Source organism: Tomitella gaofuii, assembly GCF_014126825.1.
Lineage (GTDB): Bacteria > Actinomycetota > Actinomycetes > Mycobacteriales > Mycobacteriaceae > Tomitella > Tomitella gaofuii.
In genome coordinates, this window is sequence record NZ_CP059900.1 from 2753898 (window position 1) to 2771852 (window position 17955).

Annotated in this window: 15 protein-coding genes and 1 pseudogene; 4 read left to right on the top strand and 12 right to left on the bottom strand. The window is 73.6% G+C overall.

Translation table 11 applies throughout. The features are described from left to right. Positions 1-4 precede the first annotated feature (4 nt). From H4F70_RS12780 to H4F70_RS12800, 5 genes and pseudogenes are all read right to left on the bottom strand, one after another. Positions 5-1069: a uroporphyrinogen decarboxylase/cobalamine-independent methonine synthase family protein gene (locus H4F70_RS12780; protein ID WP_235681095.1), complete on the bottom strand. Its 1065-nt coding sequence runs from the start codon at positions 1067-1069 to the stop codon at positions 5-7. Continuing rightward, on the bottom strand, positions 1066-2175 hold the full coding sequence (gene mnmA / locus H4F70_RS12785) for a tRNA 2-thiouridine(34) synthase MnmA (protein WP_182357465.1): 1110 nt from the start codon (positions 2173-2175) through the stop codon (positions 1066-1068). The genes H4F70_RS12780 and mnmA overlap by 4 nt, the downstream gene beginning before the upstream one ends. Continuing rightward, positions 2172-3416: pseudogene (locus H4F70_RS12790) on the bottom strand (cysteine desulfurase family protein); the annotation flags it as partial. The gene mnmA and the pseudogene H4F70_RS12790, both read right to left, overlap by 4 nt. A 235-nt stretch (positions 3417-3651) precedes the next feature. After that, entirely contained in the window at positions 3652-4611 is a 960-nt protein-coding gene (locus tag H4F70_RS12795; protein ID WP_182348548.1) for an electron transfer flavoprotein subunit alpha/FixB family protein, read from the bottom strand. A gap of 46 nt (positions 4612-4657) precedes the next feature. Continuing rightward, complete coding sequence (locus H4F70_RS12800) at positions 4658-5443, bottom strand: electron transfer flavoprotein subunit beta/FixA family protein (protein ID WP_182348549.1); 786 nt, start codon at positions 5441-5443, stop codon at positions 4658-4660. 239 nt (positions 5444-5682) lie between these two features. Here H4F70_RS12800 and H4F70_RS12805 point away from each other — a divergent pair, with 239 nt between their 5' ends. The 3 genes from H4F70_RS12805 to H4F70_RS12815 are packed head-to-tail and all read left to right on the top strand — an operon-like array spanning position 5683 to position 9403. Further along, complete coding sequence (locus tag H4F70_RS12805; protein WP_235681096.1) at positions 5683-6525, top strand: class I SAM-dependent methyltransferase; 843 nt, start codon at positions 5683-5685, stop codon at positions 6523-6525. Between the two features lie 32 nt (positions 6526-6557). Next, a complete protein-coding gene (locus tag H4F70_RS12810; protein WP_182360390.1) occupies positions 6558-8138 on the top strand; it encodes a 1,4-alpha-glucan branching protein domain-containing protein in 1581 nt (526 codons plus the stop codon). Then, the gene (locus H4F70_RS12815; protein WP_182357468.1) at positions 8135-9403 is read left to right on the top strand and encodes a glycosyltransferase family 4 protein; all 1269 of its coding nucleotides are present in this window, start codon (positions 8135-8137) and stop codon (positions 9401-9403) included. Before H4F70_RS12810 ends, H4F70_RS12815 begins: the two co-directional genes overlap by 4 nt. Before the next feature lie 65 nt (positions 9404-9468). Here the strand turns inward: H4F70_RS12815 and H4F70_RS12820 are convergent, their stop codons facing one another. Both H4F70_RS12820 and H4F70_RS12825 read right to left on the bottom strand, forming a co-directional pair. Continuing rightward, entirely contained in the window at positions 9469-10842 is a 1374-nt protein-coding gene (locus H4F70_RS12820; RefSeq protein ID WP_182357469.1) for a GDSL-type esterase/lipase family protein, read from the bottom strand. 43 nt (positions 10843-10885) lie between these two features. Further along, positions 10886-11623 (bottom strand): acyltransferase, encoded by a 738-nt coding sequence (locus tag H4F70_RS12825; protein ID WP_182357470.1) that lies wholly within the window; start codon positions 11621-11623, stop codon positions 10886-10888. 116 nt (positions 11624-11739) lie between these two features. Here H4F70_RS12825 and H4F70_RS12830 point away from each other — a divergent pair, with 116 nt between their 5' ends. Then, a complete protein-coding gene (locus tag H4F70_RS12830) occupies positions 11740-13122 on the top strand; it encodes a PQQ-binding-like beta-propeller repeat protein (RefSeq protein WP_182357471.1) in 1383 nt (460 codons plus the stop codon). A gap of 51 nt (positions 13123-13173) precedes the next feature. Here H4F70_RS12830 and H4F70_RS12835 read toward each other — a convergent pair whose 3' ends face one another. The 5 genes from H4F70_RS12835 to H4F70_RS12855 all read right to left on the bottom strand — a co-directional run bounded on the left by H4F70_RS12835 (position 13174) and on the right by H4F70_RS12855 (position 17927). After that, a complete protein-coding gene (locus H4F70_RS12835) occupies positions 13174-14373 on the bottom strand; it encodes a THUMP-like domain-containing protein (RefSeq protein WP_182357472.1) in 1200 nt (399 codons plus the stop codon). 10 nt (positions 14374-14383) lie between these two features. Further along, positions 14384-15364 (bottom strand): class I SAM-dependent methyltransferase, encoded by a 981-nt coding sequence (locus H4F70_RS12840; RefSeq protein ID WP_182357473.1) that lies wholly within the window; start codon positions 15362-15364, stop codon positions 14384-14386. Positions 15365-15387: 23 nt separating this feature from the next. Then, on the bottom strand, positions 15388-16167 hold the full coding sequence (locus tag H4F70_RS12845) for an enoyl-CoA hydratase/isomerase family protein (protein ID WP_182357474.1): 780 nt from the start codon (positions 16165-16167) through the stop codon (positions 15388-15390). Between the two features lie 54 nt (positions 16168-16221). Then, positions 16222-17028 carry an NUDIX hydrolase gene (locus H4F70_RS12850; protein WP_182357475.1) on the bottom strand — a complete coding sequence of 269 codons (807 nt, stop codon included), beginning with the start codon at positions 17026-17028 and terminating at the stop codon, positions 16222-16224. Between the two features lie 77 nt (positions 17029-17105). Further along, positions 17106-17927, bottom strand: coding sequence for an ABC transporter ATP-binding protein (locus tag H4F70_RS12855; protein ID WP_182348560.1), 822 nt, complete (start codon positions 17925-17927; stop codon positions 17106-17108). Positions 17928-17955: the final 28 nt, after the last annotated feature.

Sequence of the window (17955 nt, forward strand, 5' to 3'; positions counted from 1 at the left end):
CCCCCTACAGGGCGTCCGGGTCGCCGGCGAACTCCGCGGCGATGCGCCCCGCCAGCGACAGCGCCGTGCGTGCCCATTCCGGGTCGGAGCCCGCCAGCCCGCACTCTGGGGTCACCAGCACCTGTTCGGCCAGGACCCGCCGCGGGAACCCCAGCATGTCGGCCAGCCGCACCGCGGGCAGGGCCAGCGGATGCCAGTCCGGCGGCGGCCCGCCGGGGCGCCGGGCGGGCACCAGGCCCAGCGCCAGCGTCCGACCGGAGTCGAGCCACTCCCCCAGCGTGTCCAGCGCAGCGGGATGCTCCGCGAACCCCGCGTCCGTCATCGGCACCGCCGCCCCGGCGACGGGCAGACCCCGGAGCAGCCCCAGCGACTCCAGGGGCGCGCCGGGCGCACAGCAGTGCACCAGCACCGGCGCTCCGCCGGCCGCACCGATCACGCCGTCCAGCAGGCCGCTCGCCTCCTGCTCCGGCAGCACCCGCACCGGGTCGAACCGCGTGGGCCCCGGCACCGCGCCGGCGAGCGCGTCCGGCAGCCGCGGCTCGTCCAGCTGCAGCACCGGCTCCATGCCGAACCGCCGGCGCACGGTGCGCACGTGCGCGCGCAACCCCTCGGCCAGCGACGCGCTCAGATCGCGCACGGCGCCGCGGTCGGTGAGCACCCGCCGCCCGGAGCGCAGCTCCAGCTCGACTGCCGCGGTGACCGGGCCGCAGGCCTGCAGCTTGATCGGCGCCCCGCTGCCGCGCACCCCCGCACGCTCGCAGGCCTCCTCCGCCGCGTCCAGGTCGCGGGCCAGGTGCGCCCGCGCCGTCCGCAACACCGAACCCGGGCGGTCGGCGAGCCGATAGCCGGTGACGGAGCGGTCCACCGGCAGGTCCACCAGCAGGGCCGCCGTGCGGCCGACCATGTCCGCACCGATGCCCCGCCCCGGCAGTTCCACCAGATGCGGCAACTCCCCCAGCTCGCCCACCACGGTGCGGGCCGCCTCGCGTTCGTCGGTGCCGGGCCACGAACCGACCCCCGTCGCCGCCCCTCCCGGCACCGCCCCCGGCAGAGTCTCCGGAAGCGTCACCGCGGCTCCGCCGCGGACGCCGCAGCCGTCGCGGGGGCAGCGGCGCTGATGGTGCCGCTGCCCAGCACCACGTCGCCCGCCGGGTCCGGCCGGTAGAGAACCGCGGCCTGGCCGCGGGCGACTCCGGTGAGCGGTTCCGCCAGGTCGATGCGGATGGCATCGCCGACGGCCTCGGCCTCGGCGCGCGCCAGCCCGCCGTGCGCGCGCACCTGCACGACGCACGCGAACCGCCCCTCCGGCGCGTTGCCGGTCCACCGCGGAGCGCGGGCGCTGATCGACCACACGTCGAGCTGTTCGGCCCCGCCGACGGACACCGTGCCCGTGTCCGGGTCGATCCCGGTGACGTACCGCGGACGCCCGTCGGGCGCGGGCCGTTCCAGGCCGAGCCCCCTGCGCTGTCCCACCGTGAATCCGTGCACGCCGTCGTGGCGGCCGAGTTCGGCCCCCGATTCCGCGTCGACGAGCGCGCCCGGCCGCACGCCGATCCGGGCGCCGAGGAACGCGCGCGTGTCCCCGGTGGGGATGAAGCAGATGTCGTGGCTGTCGGGCTTGTCCGCCACCGCCAGGCCGCGGCGCGCCGCCTCCTCGCGGATCTGCGGCTTGGGCGTGTCCCCCACCGGGAACATCGCGCGGCCCAGCTGATCGCCGGTGAGCACGCCGAGCACGTAGGACTGGTCCTTGTCGGCGTCGACCGCCCGCCGCAGCACCCCGCCCTCGAGCCGCGCGTAGTGGCCGGTGGCCACCGCGTCGAAGCCCAGGGCGAAGGCACGCTCGGCCACCGCCGCGAACTTGATCTTCTCGTTGCAGCGCAGGCACGGGTTGGGGGTCTCGCCCGCGGCGTAGGCGTCGACGAAGTCGTCGATCACCTCCTCGCGGAACCGCTCGGCGAAGTCCCACACGTAGAACGGGATGCCCAGCACGTCCGCGGCGCGCTGCGCGTCCGCCGCGTCCTCCCGCGAGCAGCACCCGCGGGACCCGGTGCGCAACGTGCCGGGCGCGCTGGACAGCGCCAGGTGCACGCCCACCACGTCGTGGCCGGCATCGACCGCCCGGGCCGCGGCCACCGCCGAATCGACGCCGCCGCTCATCGCCGCAAGAACCCTCATCGCACACTCTCTCGTCGTTCGCCCGCCGGCTCCGCCCCGCGCCGCCGGTGCCCGTCGGCCATACCCGCCGCCCGCGCCCGTTCCACCACCGCCGGCAGCACCTCCAGCAGCCGGTCGACGTCCGCCGCCGTCGAGGTGTACCCGAGCGAGAACCGCAGCGAACCGCGGGCCGTCGACGGGTCCATGCCCATGCCGATGAGCACGTGGCTGGCCTGCGGGACGCCCGCGGTGCACGCGGACCCGGTGGAGCACTCGACGCCGGCCGCGTCGAGCAGCATCAGCAGCGAGTCGCCCTCGCAGCCGGGGAAGGTCAGGTGGGCGATCGTCGGCAGATCCTCGGCGGCGCGCGCACCGTTGACGAGCACGTCCGGGATCCGCTCCCGCGCGCCGGCCACCAGCGCGTCGCGCAGAGCACCCAGGCGGTGCGCCTCGCCCGCGCGCTCGCCGCGGGCCTCCGCAGCGGCCGCGGCCATGCCGGCGACACCCGCGACATCGACCGTGCCGGAACGCACCTCGCGCTCGTGCCCGCCCCCGTGCATCAGCGGTGTGCACGGCACGTCCCGGCGCAGCAACAGCGCGCCGGTGCCCTGCGGCCCCCCGAACTTGTGCGCGGCGACGCTCAGCGCGGACAGCCCGGGGATCGCGAAGTCCACCGGCACGTGGCCCACGGCCTGGATGGCGTCGGTGTGCATCGGCACCCCGCACTCCGCGGCCACCGACGCCAGCTCGCGCACCGGGTTGACGGTGCCCACCTCGTTGTTGGCCCACATGACAGTGACCAGCGCGGCCTCGTCGGCGTGGGCGGCGAGTGCCGCGCGCAGGACCGACGGCAGGACGCGACCCTGGGCGTCCACGGGCAGCCAGGTGATATCGGCGCCCTCGTTCTCGGCCAGCCACTCGACCGCGTCGAGCACCGCGTGGTGCTCGACCGCGCCGGCGAGGATGCGGCGGCGGGCCGGCTCCGCGTCGCGCCGCGCCCGGAAGATCCCCTTGACGGCCAGGTTGTCCGACTCGGTGCCGCCGGCGGTGAAGAGCACCTCGGACGGGCGCGCGCCCAGGACCGACGCGAGCGCCTCGCGGGATTCCTCGACGCGGCGCCGCGCCGCACGGCCCGAGCCGTGCAGCGACGCCGGGTTGCCGACCCGCCCGAACGCCTGGGCCATCGCCTCCGCAGCGGCCCGGCGCATGGGGGTGGTGGCGGCGTGGTCGAGGTAGACCGGTGTGCCCGCGGACCGGCTTGCGTCCGGGGATACTGCGGGTGCGGCTGCGGCGCCAGCAGGCTGGGCGGGTGGCGTCGCGCCATCCCCGCCGCCGGCGCTCGGTTCGGACGGAATCATTGCCCGACCAGCATAACCGTGCGCGCTCCCCGCCCGCCGCCGCGGGCCCGTCGCCGCGTGGCCCGCGTCTCCCCCACCGAACGCTGCGGCCCCGCCCCCTGGCAACCAGGGTGCGGGGCCGCGGACGGTGCGCCGGGGATCAGCCCTTGTGCGCCTTGACGGCCTCGGTGAGCTGCGGGGCGACGTTGAACAGGTCGCCCACGATGCCGTAGTCGGAGATCTCGAAGATCGGGGCCTCCTCGTCCTTGTTGATCGCGACGATCGTCTTGGACGTCTGCATGCCCGCACGGTGCTGGATGGCGCCCGAGATGCCCAGGGCGATGTACAGCTGCGGCGAGACCGTCTTGCCGGTCTGGCCCACCTGGAACTGGCCCGGGTAGTAGCCGGAGTCCACGGCGGCGCGCGAGGCGCCCACCGCGGCGCCCAGCGCGTCCGCGAGCGGCTCGATGACCTTCTCGAAGTTCTCCGCCGACGCCACGCCGCGGCCCCCGGACACGACGATGGTGGCCTCGGTGAGCTCGGGGCGGTCGCCGCCGACGACCGGCTCGCGCTTGGTGATGACGGTGGCGTTCTCCGCGGCCTCGGGCACGGCGACGTCCTCGCGGGCGCCGGCGCCGGCCTGGGCCTGCACCTCCACCGACCCGGGGCGGACGGTGATCACGGGCAGATCGCCCGTGGCCTTGGCGTCCACCGTGAACGCGCCGCCGAAGATCGAGTGCACGACGGAGCCGTCGCCCTTGACCTCGACGACGTCGCCGAGCAGGCCGGAGCCGATGCGCGCGGCCAGCCGGCCGGCGACCTCCTTGCCCTCGACGCTGGCCGGGATGAGCACCGCGGCCGGGGACGCGGACTCGGCCAGCCCCGCGAGCACGTCGACCTTGGGCGTGACGAGGACGCCGTCGACGGTGTCGGACTCGGCGGCGTAGATCTTCTCGGCGCCCGCGGCGGCGAGCGCGTCCGCCAGCGCGTCGGTCGTGCCCGCGGGCCCGGTGACGACGGCGGCGGGCTCACCGAGCGCGCGCGCCGCGGTGAGCAGTTCGGTGGTGACCTTCTTCAGCGCACCCTCGGCATGTTCGACGAGGACGAGTACCTCTGCCATGTTCTTTATCTCCTTGACTGGTCTGGTGGTGTGGCGAGGGCCGGGATCAGATGATCTTCTGGCCGACCAGGTACTTGGCGACGTCGTTGCCGCCCTCGCCCTCGTCCGCGACCTTCTCGCCGGCGGTGCGCGGCGGCTTCGGAGTGGAGGCCGTCACCGCGGAGCCCGCGTTGGCCACGCCGACCGTCTCCGGATCCACGCCGATGTCGGCGAGGGAGAAGACCTGCACTTCCTTCTTCTTCGCGGCCATGATGCCCTTGAAGGACGGGAAACGCGGCTCGTTGATCTTCTCGGTGACGCTCACGATCGCCGGCAGCGCGGCCTCGAGCTCGAAGGTGCCCTCGTCGGTCTCGCGCTCGCCGGTGGCCTTCCCGTCGGCGATGGTGAGGCTGCGCATGTGCGTCAGCTGCGGGATGCCCAGGTACTCGGCGATGATCGCCGGCACGGCGCCGGAGCGGCCGTCGGTGGCCTCGTTGCCGGCGATGATGAGCTCGGCGCCCTCGATCTGCCCGATGGCGGCGGCCAGCGCCCAGGAGGTCTGGATGGCGTCCGAGCCGTGCAGGGCCTCGTCGTTGAGGTGGACGGCCTTGTCGGCGCCCATCGACAGCGCCTTGCGGATGGCCTCCGTGGCGCGGTCGGGGCCGGCGCACAGCACGGTGACCTCGCCGCCCTGCGCCTCCTTGATCTGGAGGGCCTCTTCGACCGCGCGCTCGTTGATCTCATCCAGCACGGCGTCCGCAGCCTCACGGTCCAGGGTGAAATCGCCCTCGGAGAGCTTGCGCTCGGACCAGGTGTCCGGAACCTGCTTGATCAGTACGACAATGTTTGGCATCGGTCTTCTCCGACCTCCTGTGGTGTCTGCGGTCACCCTCGCACCGCATGGTTGAACGCCTGCGCGGGCGTGCCGGTGGGGTGAAACTGCCACTGCCAGTTCTAGCGCATGTCACAGTCTTTCCGCCACGCAACCCCCATCCATATGTTACCGATGGGTAACATGATTGCAACCCCTGATCGCCGTACGCGCGACACCTTGAATCACCCGGAAGCAGAGGACCTACTAGCGTGCAACGAGTGACCGACTCTGCAGATGATGCGGCGCGCGCCGCTGCCGGCGACTCGCCCGCACTCCCGCTCACCGGCGAGCGCACCGTGCCCGGGCTCGCCGAGGAGAACTACTGGTTCCGCCGGCACGAGGTCGTCTACCTCGACCTCGTCGAGGCGTGCCGCGGACGCATCGTCGTCGACGCCGGCTTCGGCGAGGGCTACGGGGCGGCGCTGCTCGCCGACGTCGCCGCCGGCGTGATCGGCGTCGACTACGACCTCTCCGCCACCGCCCACGTGGCACGCCGCTACCCGGCCGTCCAGGCCACCCGTGGCAATCTCGCCGCCCTGCCCCTGGCCGACGGCGCGGTGGGCGCCGTGGTCAACCTGCAGGTCATCGAGCACCTGTGGGACCAGGACCAGTTCCTGCGCGAGTGCCACCGCGTGCTCGCGCCCGGCGGACGGCTGCACATCAGCACGCCCAACCGCATCACCTTCTCCCCCGGACGGGACACCCCGCTCAACCCGTTCCACACCCGCGAGCTCAACGCCGCCGAGCTGACCGCGCTGCTCACCGACGCCGGCTTCACGGTCGAGTCGATGCGCGGCGTGTACCACGGCCCCCGCCTGGCCGCCCTCGACGCCAAGTACGGCGGGTCGATCATCGACGCGCAGATCGAGCGCGCACTCGCCGGCGAGCCGTGGCCCGCCGACCTCTGCGCCGACGTGGCGGGCGTGGCCGCGGACGATTTCGTCCTGCGCGACGACGACAGGAACAACCGCGACGGCGGCGGCGACTACGACAGCGGCTCCCCGGGCAGAAGCATCGACGCCAGTCTGGACCTGGTGGCGACAGCGGTGAAGGCGCCGTGACGGGCGCCGGGGCGCCGGCGACCGAGCCGGGCATGTTCGCGCTGGTGCTGCACAGCCACCTGCCCTGGTTGGCGAACCACGGCCGCTGGCCCGTCGGCGAGGAGTGGCTCTACCAGTCGTGGTCGGCCTCGTACCTTCCCGTGTTCGACGCGCTCGGCCGCCTGGCCGACGAGGGGCACACGAACCTGCTCACCTTCGGCATCACGCCCGTGCTCGCCGCGCAGCTCGACGACCCCCACTGCCTCGCCGGCATGCACCATTGGCTGGGCAATTGGCAGCTGCGCGCGCACGAGGCCGCGCTCATCGACAGCGCGGCGGGGGCGCCCGGCACCGCGAGCAGCGTCGCCGCGCTGCGCGAGCTCGGCGCCCGGGAGCACCGCGCATCCGCCTGGGCCCTGGACCAGTTCGAATCGCGGTGGCGGCACGGCGCCTCCCCCGTGATCCGGCCGCTGGTGGAGTCCGGGGTGATCGAGCTGCTCGGCGGGCCGCTGGCGCACCCGTTCCAGCCGCTGCTGGACCCGCGCATGCGGGCGTTCTCCCTGGAGGAGGGCCTCGAGGACGCACGACGCCGCTGGAATCACCGTCCGCGTGGCCTGTGGGCCCCCGAGTGCGCCTTCACCCCCGGCATGGAACGCGACTACGCGCGCAGCGGAGTCGACCACTTCATGGTGGACGGGCCGTCGCTGCGCGGCGACACGGCGCTGGGGCGCCCCGTCCGCGGCACCGATGTCGTCGCCTTCGGCCGCGACCTCACCGTCAGCTACAAGGTGTGGTCGCCCAAGTCCGGCTATCCCGGGCACGGCGCGTACCGGGACTTCCACACCTACGACCACGACACCGGCCTCAAGCCGGCGCGCGTGACGGGCAAGACCACCGCGCCGCCGGACAAGAAGCCCTACGATCCCGACCTCGCCGCGGCCGCCGTCGACAAGCACGTCGCCGACTTCATCGAGGTGATCCGCGCCCGGTTGCGCTCCGAGTCGGAGCGCATCGGCCGCGACGCGCTCGTCGTCGCGGCCTTCGACACGGAACTGTACGGACACTGGTGGCACGAGGGGCCGGTGTGGTTGGAGAAGCTGCTGCGCGCGTTGCCGGAGGCGGGGATCCGCGTGGGCACCCTCGCCGACGCCCGCACCCAGGGGTTCGTGGGCGAGCCCATCGACCTGCCTGAATCGTCCTGGGGCTCCGGCAAGGACTGGCGGGTGTGGGCCGGGGACCAAGTGAACGACCTGGTGGCCCTCAACGCGGAGGTGGTGGCCGAAGCGCTGGCGCACGTCGACGCGCTGCCCTCCGGCCTGCGCCGCCGGGACCCCGTCGCCGACCAGGCGGTGCGTGAGGCGCTGCTGGCCATCGCCAGCGACTGGGCTTTCATGGTGAGCAAGGACACCGCCGCCGGCTACGCCCGCGACCGCGCCCACAAGCACGCGCACGCGATGCGGGAGATCGCCGCCGCGGCCGCCGCGGGCGACGACCGCCGGGCCGAGTCGCTGGCCGCGGCCTGGCGCCACGCCGACGGGCTCTTCGCCGACCTCGACGCACGACGGTTGCGGCGCACGACGGCGACCGCCGCCGCCCCGGCCGGGGCCGCACACGCACAGGAGGCGGCGCGGTGAGGATCCTCATGGTCTCGTGGGAGTACCCGCCGGTCATCGTCGGCGGGCTCGGCCGGCACGTCCACCATCTGGCGACGCACCTGGCCGCGCAAGGACACGACGTGGTGGTGCTCTCGCGGCACCCCTCCGGCACCGACGCGCACTCGCACCCCACCGTGGACCGCACCGCGGAGGGCGTGCGCGTGGTGGCGGTGGCCGAGGACCCGCCGCACTTCGTGTTCGGCGAGGACATGATGGCCTGGACCCTCGCCATGGGGCACGCCATGGTGCGCGCGGGCCTGGCCCTGGGCGCGGGCCTGCTGGACGGGCCGCGCGCCGGCGTGCCCTGGACCCCGCAGATCGTGCACGCGCACGACTGGCTGGTGGCGCACCCGGCGATCGCGCTGGCCGAACACTTCCGCGTGCCGCTGGTGAGCACAATCCACGCCACCGAGGCCGGGCGCCACGCGGGCTGGGTGTCGTCCAACATGAACCGGCAGGTGCACTCGGTGGAGTGGTGGCTCGCCAACGCCTCGGACTCGCTCATCACCTGCTCGGAGTCGATGCACGACGAGGTCACTACACTGTTCGGCCCGGACCTGCCGGCGATCGCCACGATCCGCAACGGCATCAATCTGCAGACGTGGTCGTTCCGGCCCCGTTGCCGGTCCGCCGCGTCCGAGGGGCCACCACGCCTTCTGTATGTGGGGCGCCTGGAGTACGAGAAGGGCGTGCAGGACGCCATCGCCGCCCTGCCCGCCATCCGCGAGGAGCATCCCGGCACCACGCTCACCATCGCCGGCGAAGGCACCCAGCACCGGTGGCTGGCCGACTGCGCGGACGAGCACGACGTGGCTGGCGCGGTGGAGTTCCTCGGCCGGCTCGACCACGACGAGCTCCTCGAACAGCTGCACGCCGCCGACGCCGCGGTGCTGCCCAGCCGCTACGAGCCCTTCGGCATCGTCGCGCTGGAGGCGGCGGCCACCGGCACGCCGCTCGTCGCCTCCACCGCGGGAGGCCTGGGCGAGGCGGTGGTGGACGGGCGCACCGGCTACTCCTTCGCCCCCTCGGACCCCGACGACCTCGCCAAGGCGGTGTGCCGGTCGCTGGAGGACCCCGACCGCACCCGGGACCTCGCACGCGCCGCGCACGTGCGCCTGACCACCGAGTTCACCTGGGAGCACGTCGCGGCGCAGACGGCCGACGTCTACGCGTCCGCCGCGTGGCACGAGCCGAAGCCGCTGGGCCGGCCGGTCATCGTCGCCCGGCCGCTGCCCGACCGGTGACGCTGCCCGACCGGTGACGATACCCAGGCGCGCGGCGGGGACCCGGTCAGCCGCCGAGGGCACAGTCAGCCGCCCGGCGCGGTGCGCAGAGCCTGCTCCACGGCGAGGGCGATGACCAGCTGCCCCGCCGCGGTGGGGTGGAACGGCGCCGGATCGTCGACGCCCTGCACGTACGGCTGGGCGCTGCAAACCCCGTGGCCGTCGAAATCGGGGGACGCGGTGCGGAACCCCGCGGCGGCGGCGGCCTTGGCCAGCACCTGGTTGAGCGCGTCGAGGTCGCTGTGCAGGGCCTCCACCTTCTCGTCGGTCACCCCGAGCCCCTTGAGGCAGCCCGTGCCCCCGGAGAACGGGTCGTAGTACTCGTTGATGATCACCGCGGGATGGCGCGGCAGCTGCTGGAGCTGCGCCGCCAGCTGCAGCAGGTCCTGGCTGAAGTCCGCCAGTTGCTGCTGGTAGTAGGCCTGCAGCGCGCTGCTGGCGCAGTCGCCGGTGCCCGCGCACAGGCGCAGCATCCACGACCAGTTCACGTCGTTCGCCCCGATGCTCACCACCACCAGGTCCGCCTGCGCCACCGCATCCGCGCTCACCTGCGGGGGGAGGCTCATCCCGCCCGCCTGCTGCGGCCCGAGCAGCCCCGCACGGATCGTCGCGCCCGAGCACGCGAGGTTGGTCACATCCCAGCCGTCCGCGCTCTCCAGACTGACCGCGAATGCGTTGCGGCTGCGCCCGCAGGCCGTATCCGCCGCGGTCGGGTTCTGCAGCGGCGGGTTTCCCAGGCCGGCAGCGGTGGAATCGCCGATCACCGCGACCCGGGAGACCTTCCCGCCCACGGGCCGCGGGGGCCCGGCCACGTCGGGCAACGGCACCGCCCCCGTGAGCGCGGTGAGCGAATCGACCTGCCGCAGCTTGTCCGGTGCGCTGTAGGCGGTGACCATGATCGCGCCCAGGTTGAGCCCCTCCGTCACCATCAGCCCCACCAGGATGATGACCACGCTGCGCCGCCACCCGCGCCGCGCCCACCCCGCCAGCGCGCCGAAGAGCACCAGCGCGGCCAGCCCGGCCACGACGACCTGCCAGACGAAGAACCGCTTCCACCCGTCCACCAGCGCGTCCTGCAGCCGCCCGGCGGCCGCGGCGGGATCGCCGACGAACTGGCTCAGCTGCGCCCCCATGGTGATCCGGTCGAGCGCCAGGCGTGGCCGCACGGGGCCGGCGAAATCGATCGCCGTGGGGATGCGCTGGCCGAACAGGTCCAGCTCGCCCGGCCCGGACAGTGACCACGACGGGGCCGTCACGCCCACCCGGACCGTCTGCCCCGCGGCACTGACCTGTTGCATCGGCGTCAGCCACAGCGACGCCGCGATCGCCCCCGCGGCGACCCCGACGATGAGCACGACCCAGGCCGCGGTGATCGCCGTTCGGCGCAGCACTCGCGACACTCCGCGCTCCTCTCCCGGCCGGGAGCACACCCGGCCGCGCCGCTCACCCCGCGGACTTCTTCCTTTCTATATCCGCCAGCGCCGCTGCGAGCGCGGCCCGCTCGTCCGCGGCGTCCTCCCAGTCCTGCACCCGGTTGCGCACCACGCGGGCGGGCGCACCGACCGCGATGGAGAAGTCCGGGATGTCCCCCTTGACCACGGCGTGGGCGCCCAGCACGCAGCCGCGGCCCACGATGGTCCCGCGCAGCACCGACACTTTGGCCGCCAGCCAGTTGTCGGGGCCGATCCGCACCGGCGCCTTCACGATCCCCTGATCCTTGATGGGCAGGTGGATGTTCTCGGTGACGTGGTCGAAGTCGGTGATGTAGCACCAGTCGGCCACCAGCGTGGAGGCGCCGATCTCGATGTCCAGGTAACAGTTGACCACGTTGCTCTTGCCGAAGACCGCCTTGTCGCCGATACGGAGCGAACCCTCGTGGCAGCGGATGGCATTGCCGTCGCCGATGTGCACCCACCGGCCGATCTCCAGGCGCGACAAGCCCGGCGTGGAGTGCATCTCGACGTTCTTGCCCAGGAACACCATGCCGCGCAGCACCACGTGCGGGTTGGCCAGGCGGAACCGGAGCAGCCGGTAGTACCGCACCAGGTACCAAGGGGTGTACGCCTTATTGCGCAGAACCCAGCGCAGTGAGTCCGCGGTGAGGAAGCGCGCCTGCTGCGGATCGCCGAGCCGCGTCCCCTGCCAACGCGTACGGAATGGTGCGCCCCACATGCTCGTCATGGTCCGCCAGCCTAATCCCACTGCCGCGTCCCGCCGCCACACGCCCACGTCCGAAGGCCCGCCCACCCGCGCGCGATAGGCTCACTGCGCATCGCCGCCGTCCGAGGAGCCCTTGCATGCCGCCATTGTCGCACCGCCCGGCCGCGCGTGCCGTCGTCTCCGCGGTGGCCGCGGCCGGCGTCGTCCTGCTGACGGGCGCGTGCGCCGGTGTGGCGGAACCGATCCCCGCCTACCAGGACGGATGGTCGGCGGTGCACGGCCAGGCGGACGGCTCCAACGCGGTGCAGGTGGACGGACCGCGCGCACCCGCATTCCAGTGGTCCCGCGACCTGGGCGCCCCACCCACGGGCTTCGCCGCGTCGGGCCCGGACGGGCAGCTCATCGTCTCCGCACGCACCGACACCGGTTGCCAGATGTTCGCGTTCGATCTGGACACCGGCCGCAAGCAATGGTGCGGCTGGCAGAACATCGGCCCCGGGTCGATGTCGCCGTTGGTGGACCAGATGGCGGGCGTGTACACGGGCAACATCGGCAGCGCCGACTCGTTCGACGTGTTCGGATCGGTCCGATGGCATACCCCCGTCATCGGCACGCCGCAGCCGCTCCAGTTGCTCGCCGACCGCGCCGTGCTCGCCGTCACGCACCTCGGGCAGGTCAACGTGCTCAGCACCGTCAGCGGACGCAAACTCGCAGGCTCCGTCGCGCTCGCACCGACGGACTGGCCGCCGCCGCCCGACCAGGGCCTGGAGGACTGCGCGACCGCCGGCCCCGGGTGCCCCGTGGCCTTCGCGCCGGCCGTCGACACCGGGACCGACGACTTCTACTTCCCCTTCCGCGCACCCGGCACGGACGGCGCGGTGCTCGTCGCGATGAACTACACGCCCGGCGCCGGGCACGGGGCGGACATCAACCGCGCGAACAGCGATGCCGACGCCGACGGGACCATCGCCGAGCTGTGGCGCTCGCAGCCCCTCCCCGGCGGCGTGTCGTCGGCCCCCGCTCTGTCCCCGGACGGGAGCACCGTCTACGTGCTCGACGGGCGCGGCACGCTGTGGGCGCTGCGCGCGCAGGACGGCTCCCCCCGCTGGCGGACGCCCCTGCACCTGACGGAGCCGTCCACCGTGTCGGTGTCGCCCGACGGGCTCGTGCTCGTCGCACCGCAACGGCCCAGGGGCACCGGGCCGGAAACCGATGCGGAAACGGGAACCGGAGCGGTGATCGCGGTGCGCGACGAGGGCGACGCCGCACGCGTCGCCTGGCAGCGCCCGGAGATCCGCGCCACCGGCCCCGTCGCGATCTCCGGCAACGGCTACGGCTACATGGTCACCGAGGCGGCCGAGGGACGGGCCGAGCTGACGGTCCTCGACCTGGGTGCCGGCCGCACGCTGTCCACCGCACCGCTGGCGCCGGGCACCGGGCCCGGCGGGGTCGTCGTCGTGACCAATGCCGGGCGGGTCGTCGTCATCGGCGCCGGCGGGCTCGTCTCCGCCTTCGAGTAGAACCGGCCGCGGAGCGGCACGGCCAGGTCAGCCCCGCCCCGTGCACTCCGGTCAGTTCCCGCCCACCGTCGGCTCGCACACGAACGCCGTCGCGGCCCTGCCGACGCGGGTCACCACCAGGCTCAGCGACCGCGTTCCGCGCGGCTTGAGCCTGCGGCGCAGCGCGTCCGGGTCGACGTCCACCCCGCGCACCAACACCTCGAGCGCCCCGCACTCGTGCGCGCGCAGCGCCTGCCGCAGCGGCTTGTCCGCGAACCGCACCTGCTCGAGTATCCGGTGCCCCCGCGCCCCGGCGGGCACCGCGTCGCCGGTGAGGTAGGCGATCCGCGGATCGAGTTGCCACAGCCCGTGCGCGGCGGCGTAGTGGCGGACGAGCCCGGCACGGACCACGGCGCCGTCCGGGTCGACGATCCACCGCCCGGGCGGGGCCTCCGGGATGCCGTCCGGCAGAGCATCGGTGTACTGCTCGTCCGCGCCGGCGCTGCGCAGCACCGTCGCCCTGCGGCGTACGCCATCCTCCGCAAGCGACTCCGACCACAGGCACGCCTCACGCACGCCGCCGTCGAGCGAGACCACCTCGACCTCGCCGCGCCAGCCGAGCGCCTCCGCATCCAGCCCCGGTGCGCACTTGATCACCAGGTCGCGGCCGGCGTACACGTCGATCAGTGCGGGCAGCGGCGGCATCAGGGCGGCCGGGTCGTGCTTCCGGCGCCCGCCCGCGCGGCGGGCCGGGTCGGCCAGCACCACGGTGCCCGCGGTGACGGGGGCCAGAGCGTCCGCCCGCAGCAGGGCGATATCCGCGCGGTCGCCGGCGCTGGTGCCGGCGACGGCACCCATGTTGTGCTGCGCCATCGCCAGCCGCACCGGGTCGATGTCGCTGCCGACGACGTACGCACACCGCCCGGCGAGCGCGGCCAGTTCGGCGCCCACCGAGCAGGTGACGTCGTGCACCCGCCGTCCGGCGAGCCGTCGCGCCCGCGCCTCCGCCACGGGGTGCGGTGTCGCCTGCTGCAGCGCGTCGTCGGTGAGCAGCCAGCGGTCCGCCTGCTCCAGCTTCGCCGACGCCTTGCGCCGCAGGCGCACCGTCTCGATCAGCGCGGGCGCCCGGGAGCCGAAACGCGCACGCACCGCGGCCAGGTCGGCCAGGTGCGTGCGCGTCGTCAGCGGGTGGCGCGCCACCTCGACGAGCGCGTCGCCGCCCTCGTCCGAGCGCAGGTACGCGACGTCGTCGCCGGTGAACCCGAACCCCACCGGTGCGGTGTCAGCCCTGCGGCTTGGCGCCGGTGATGAGCACGTTGTAGAAGAACGCGCGCGGCACGAACCGCTGCAGGAGGTTCTCATCAAGCCAGGTGAGGCGCTTGTAGCCGCCGAAGGCGAACCGCGCCCAGCCCCAGCCCAGCTTCCCCGCGGGCACGGCGGCCTCGAAGGTGCGCACCGGCCAGCCCAGCATCGCCGCGGCGAATTCCTCGGTGACCGCCTGCACGTGCTCTCCACCCGCCGACCGGGCGAGGTCTTCCAAGTGCGCGGGGTCGAAGGTGTGGATGTCCACGACCGCCTCGAGCGCCGCGGCGCGCGACGACTCGTCGAGCTCCTCCTGCGTGCGCCGCCACTGCCCCAGCCCGGGAAGGCGGGTCACGTTGGTGGCCGCGGCCCACGTGGCGCGGCTGAGCCAGCGCGCGTAGAAGTCGCCCACCGTGGACGGCTCGCCGGCGAAGACGAACCGCCCGCCCGGCTTGAGCACCCGCAGCACCTCGCGCAGCGACTTTTCGACATCCGGGATGTGGTGCAGCACCGCGTGACCCACCACCAGGTCGAAGGTGTCGTCCTCGTACGGGATCGTCTCCGCATCCGCCACGCGCCCGTCGACGTCCAGCCCCAGATTCTCGGCATTGCGCAGGGCCACCTTGACCATGCCGGGCGACAGGTCGGTGACCGAGCCCTTGTCCGCAATGCCGCTCTGCATCAGGTTGAGCAGGAAGAACCCGGTGCCGCAGCCCAGTTCCAGGGCCCGCCCGTACGGCAGGTCGGCCTCCGGCACCGCCTTGTCGAACCGCCCCCGCGCGTACTCGATGCAGCGCTCGTCGTAGGAGATCGACCACTTGTCGTCGTAAGTCTCAGCCTCCCAGTCGTGGTAGAGCACCTGGGCCAGCTTGGTGTCCTGGTAGGCGGCCTCGACCTGTTCGGCGGTGGCGTGCGGGTTGGGTGCCGGGTCGGATGCGCCGGCGATGGAATCCACTGTCATGCTTTCACTCTCCTCGGCGGCGCTCAGCGGCCGGTGAACTGGGCTTTGCCGGGACCGTTCTCGACGAACGACTGCATGCCGATCTTCTGGTCCTCGGTGGTGAACAGTGCGGCGAACAGGCGCGCCTCGATGCGCAGCCCCGACTCGAGGTCGGTGTCGAGCCCCTCGTCGATGGCCGCCTTGGCGGCGGCCAGTGCACGGCCCGCCGCACCGACGAACTGCCCCGCCCAGCGACGGGCGGCCTCGTAGACGTCGTCGGGGGCGACGACCTCGTCGACCAGCCCCATCGCCAGCGCGTCCTCGGCGCCCACGTGCCTGCCGGTGAAGACCATCTGCTTGGCCTTCGCGGGGCCCACGAGCCGGGCCAGGCGCTGCGTGCCGCCGCCGCCGGGGATGATGCCCAGCTGGATCTCCGGCACGCCCAGCTTGGCGTTGTCGCCGGCGATGCGGCGGTCCGCGCTCAGCGCCACCTCGAGACCGCCGCCCAGGGCGTACCCGGTGACGGCGGCGACGGTGGGCTTGGCGATCTCGGAGACGACGCCGATCGCGCGCTGCAGACCGAGCGCCAGGCGGTCCATCTCCGCAGCCGTCATGCCGTCCATCTCCTTGATGTCGGCGCCGGCGGCGAAGAGCTTCTCCCCGCCGTAGACGATGACGGCGGCGACGTCGTCACGCTCGTCGGCCTCCCGCGCCGCCGCGACCAGCTCGCGCTGGACCTGGCGGTTGAGTGCGTTCATCGGGGGTCGGTGCAACCGGATGGTGCCGATGCCGGCGTCGACCTCGAGCGTTACGAATTCAGCCATGCACGCAGATTACCCGCCGCCGCCGGGGCGGCTTTCCGGTACCCGCGGGCACGTTCAACGCGGCATCGCCGCCAGGTACCGCTCACCTCCGTCGAAGTCGACACGCCACCCGGTGTCGGTGCGCACCAGGTCCGGTTGGACGGCGAAGATCTCGGGTTCCGCGGCCATCACCGCGGCGACCGAGTCGAATTGCGCCAGCGTGTCCAGCTGCGACCAGGTGGGCGGCAGCAGCATTGAACCGCCGGCCCGCCAATGGTCGATGGCCGCGGCCGGTGTGCTCCACAGCACCTCCGCCGCCTCGGACGTCTGGCCGTCCGCCTGCTGCCCGTCCGGGAGCGCCGCGACGAAGAAGTAGGTGTCGTACCGGCGCTTCTCGCCGATCGGGGTGATCCAGTGCGACCACGGCCGCAGCAGTTCGGTGTCGAAGGTCAGGCCCTCACGGGTGAGGAACTCGGCGAAACCGTAGCTGTGCGCCTCCAGCTCCGGGCGCGCGCCGGCGTAGGGGGCCGTGTCCACCACGGCCGTGCCCGGCTCCGCGCCCGCCAGCAGGACGCCGCACTCTTCGAACGTCTCGCGCGCCGCGGCGCACACGAGCCGGCGCGCGCGTGCCTCGTCGACGCCCAGCCGCCCGGCCCACCAGTGCGCCTCCGGGCCGGCCCAGGCCAGCGAGGCGTCGGAATCCGACCCGTCCACCCCGCCGCCGGGGAACACCGTCATCCCGCCCGCGAACGCCATGCCCGCCACCCGGCGCACCAGGAACACCTCGATGCCCGCCGCACCGTCGCGCAGGAGCATCACGGTGGAGGCGTCCTTGGGCTCGGGGACGGGGGCGTCCGCGTCGACGTTGAGCGGCAGTGACATGTGGCACCTTCCTCTGGAGTCCGATCCGTCTCGCGGGCCGTGCGGTGATCCGCGCGCGGCGGCCCGGCCCGCGTGGCTCACGCCCGGTGGCGGCCGGCCACCCGGCTGCGGCGGGCGAAGTAGCGGCCGTCCACCGCGTCGAGCGCGATGGATTGCCGGAACGCGGCCGAAAGGTTCTCGGCGGTGATCACGTCGTCGATCAGCCCCTGGGCCACCACGCCGCCCTCGCTGAGCAGCAGCGCATGGCTGAACCCCGGCGGGATCTCCTCGACGTGGTGGGTGACGAGCACCGTCGCGGGCGCGTCCGGGTCCGCAGCCAGCACTGCCAGACGCGCCACGAGGTCCTCGCGCCCGCCCAGGTCCAGCCCGGCCGCCGGCTCGTCCAGCAGCAGCAGCTCGGGGTCCGTCATCAGCGCGCGGGCGATGAGGACGCGCTTGCGTTCGCCCTCCGACAGCGTGCCGTACATGCGGTCCGCCAGATGCTCGGCGCCCAGGCTCTCGAGAAGCTCGTGCGCGCGGTCCACATCCATCCGGTCGTAGGATTCGCGCCACCGCCCCAGCACCGCGTAGCCCGCGGAGATGACGAGGTCGAAGACCGTCTCCTCGCCCGGGATGCGGGCCGCCAGCGCCGACGACGACAGCCCGATCCGGGGGCGCAGTTCGGAGGTGTCGACCCGCCCCATCACCTCGCCGAGGATGTGCGCGGAGCCGGCGGAGGGGAACTCCTGTGCCGCCGCCAGCCGCAGCAGAGAGGTCTTGCCGGCGCCGTTGGGGCCCAGCACCACCCAGCGCTCGTCCAGCTCCACGCGCCAGCTCAGCGGGCCGACGAGCGTGGCACCTCCGCGGCGCAGGTGGACGTCCTGCAGGTCGATGAGAAGATCAGGATCAGGTTCACGCACACCCCCATCTTGGACCAGTACGAAAACA

Excerpts from the sequence above, each read along its gene's own strand:
- H4F70_RS12840 (WP_182357473.1), bottom strand. The coding sequence starts at position 15,364 with ATGACAGTGGATTCCATCGCCGGCGCATCCGACCCGGCACCCAACCCG.
- H4F70_RS12825 (WP_182357470.1), bottom strand. The coding sequence starts at position 11,623 with ATGACGAGCATGTGGGGCGCACCATTCCGTACGCGTTGGCAGGGGACG.
- H4F70_RS12845 (WP_182357474.1), bottom strand. The coding sequence starts at position 16,167 with ATGGCTGAATTCGTAACGCTCGAGGTCGACGCCGGCATCGGCACCATC.
- H4F70_RS12795 (WP_182348548.1), bottom strand. The coding sequence starts at position 4,611 with ATGGCAGAGGTACTCGTCCTCGTCGAACATGCCGAGGGTGCGCTGAAG.
- H4F70_RS12830 (WP_182357471.1), top strand. The coding sequence starts at position 11,740 with ATGCCGCCATTGTCGCACCGCCCGGCCGCGCGTGCCGTCGTCTCCGCG.
- H4F70_RS12800 (WP_182348549.1), bottom strand. The coding sequence starts at position 5,443 with ATGCCAAACATTGTCGTACTGATCAAGCAGGTTCCGGACACCTGGTCC.
- H4F70_RS12810 (WP_182360390.1), top strand. The coding sequence starts at position 6,558 with ATGTTCGCGCTGGTGCTGCACAGCCACCTGCCCTGGTTGGCGAACCAC.
- H4F70_RS12850 (WP_182357475.1), bottom strand. The coding sequence starts at position 17,028 with ATGTCACTGCCGCTCAACGTCGACGCGGACGCCCCCGTCCCCGAGCCC.
- mnmA (WP_182357465.1), bottom strand. The coding sequence starts at position 2,175 with ATGAGGGTTCTTGCGGCGATGAGCGGCGGCGTCGATTCGGCGGTGGCC.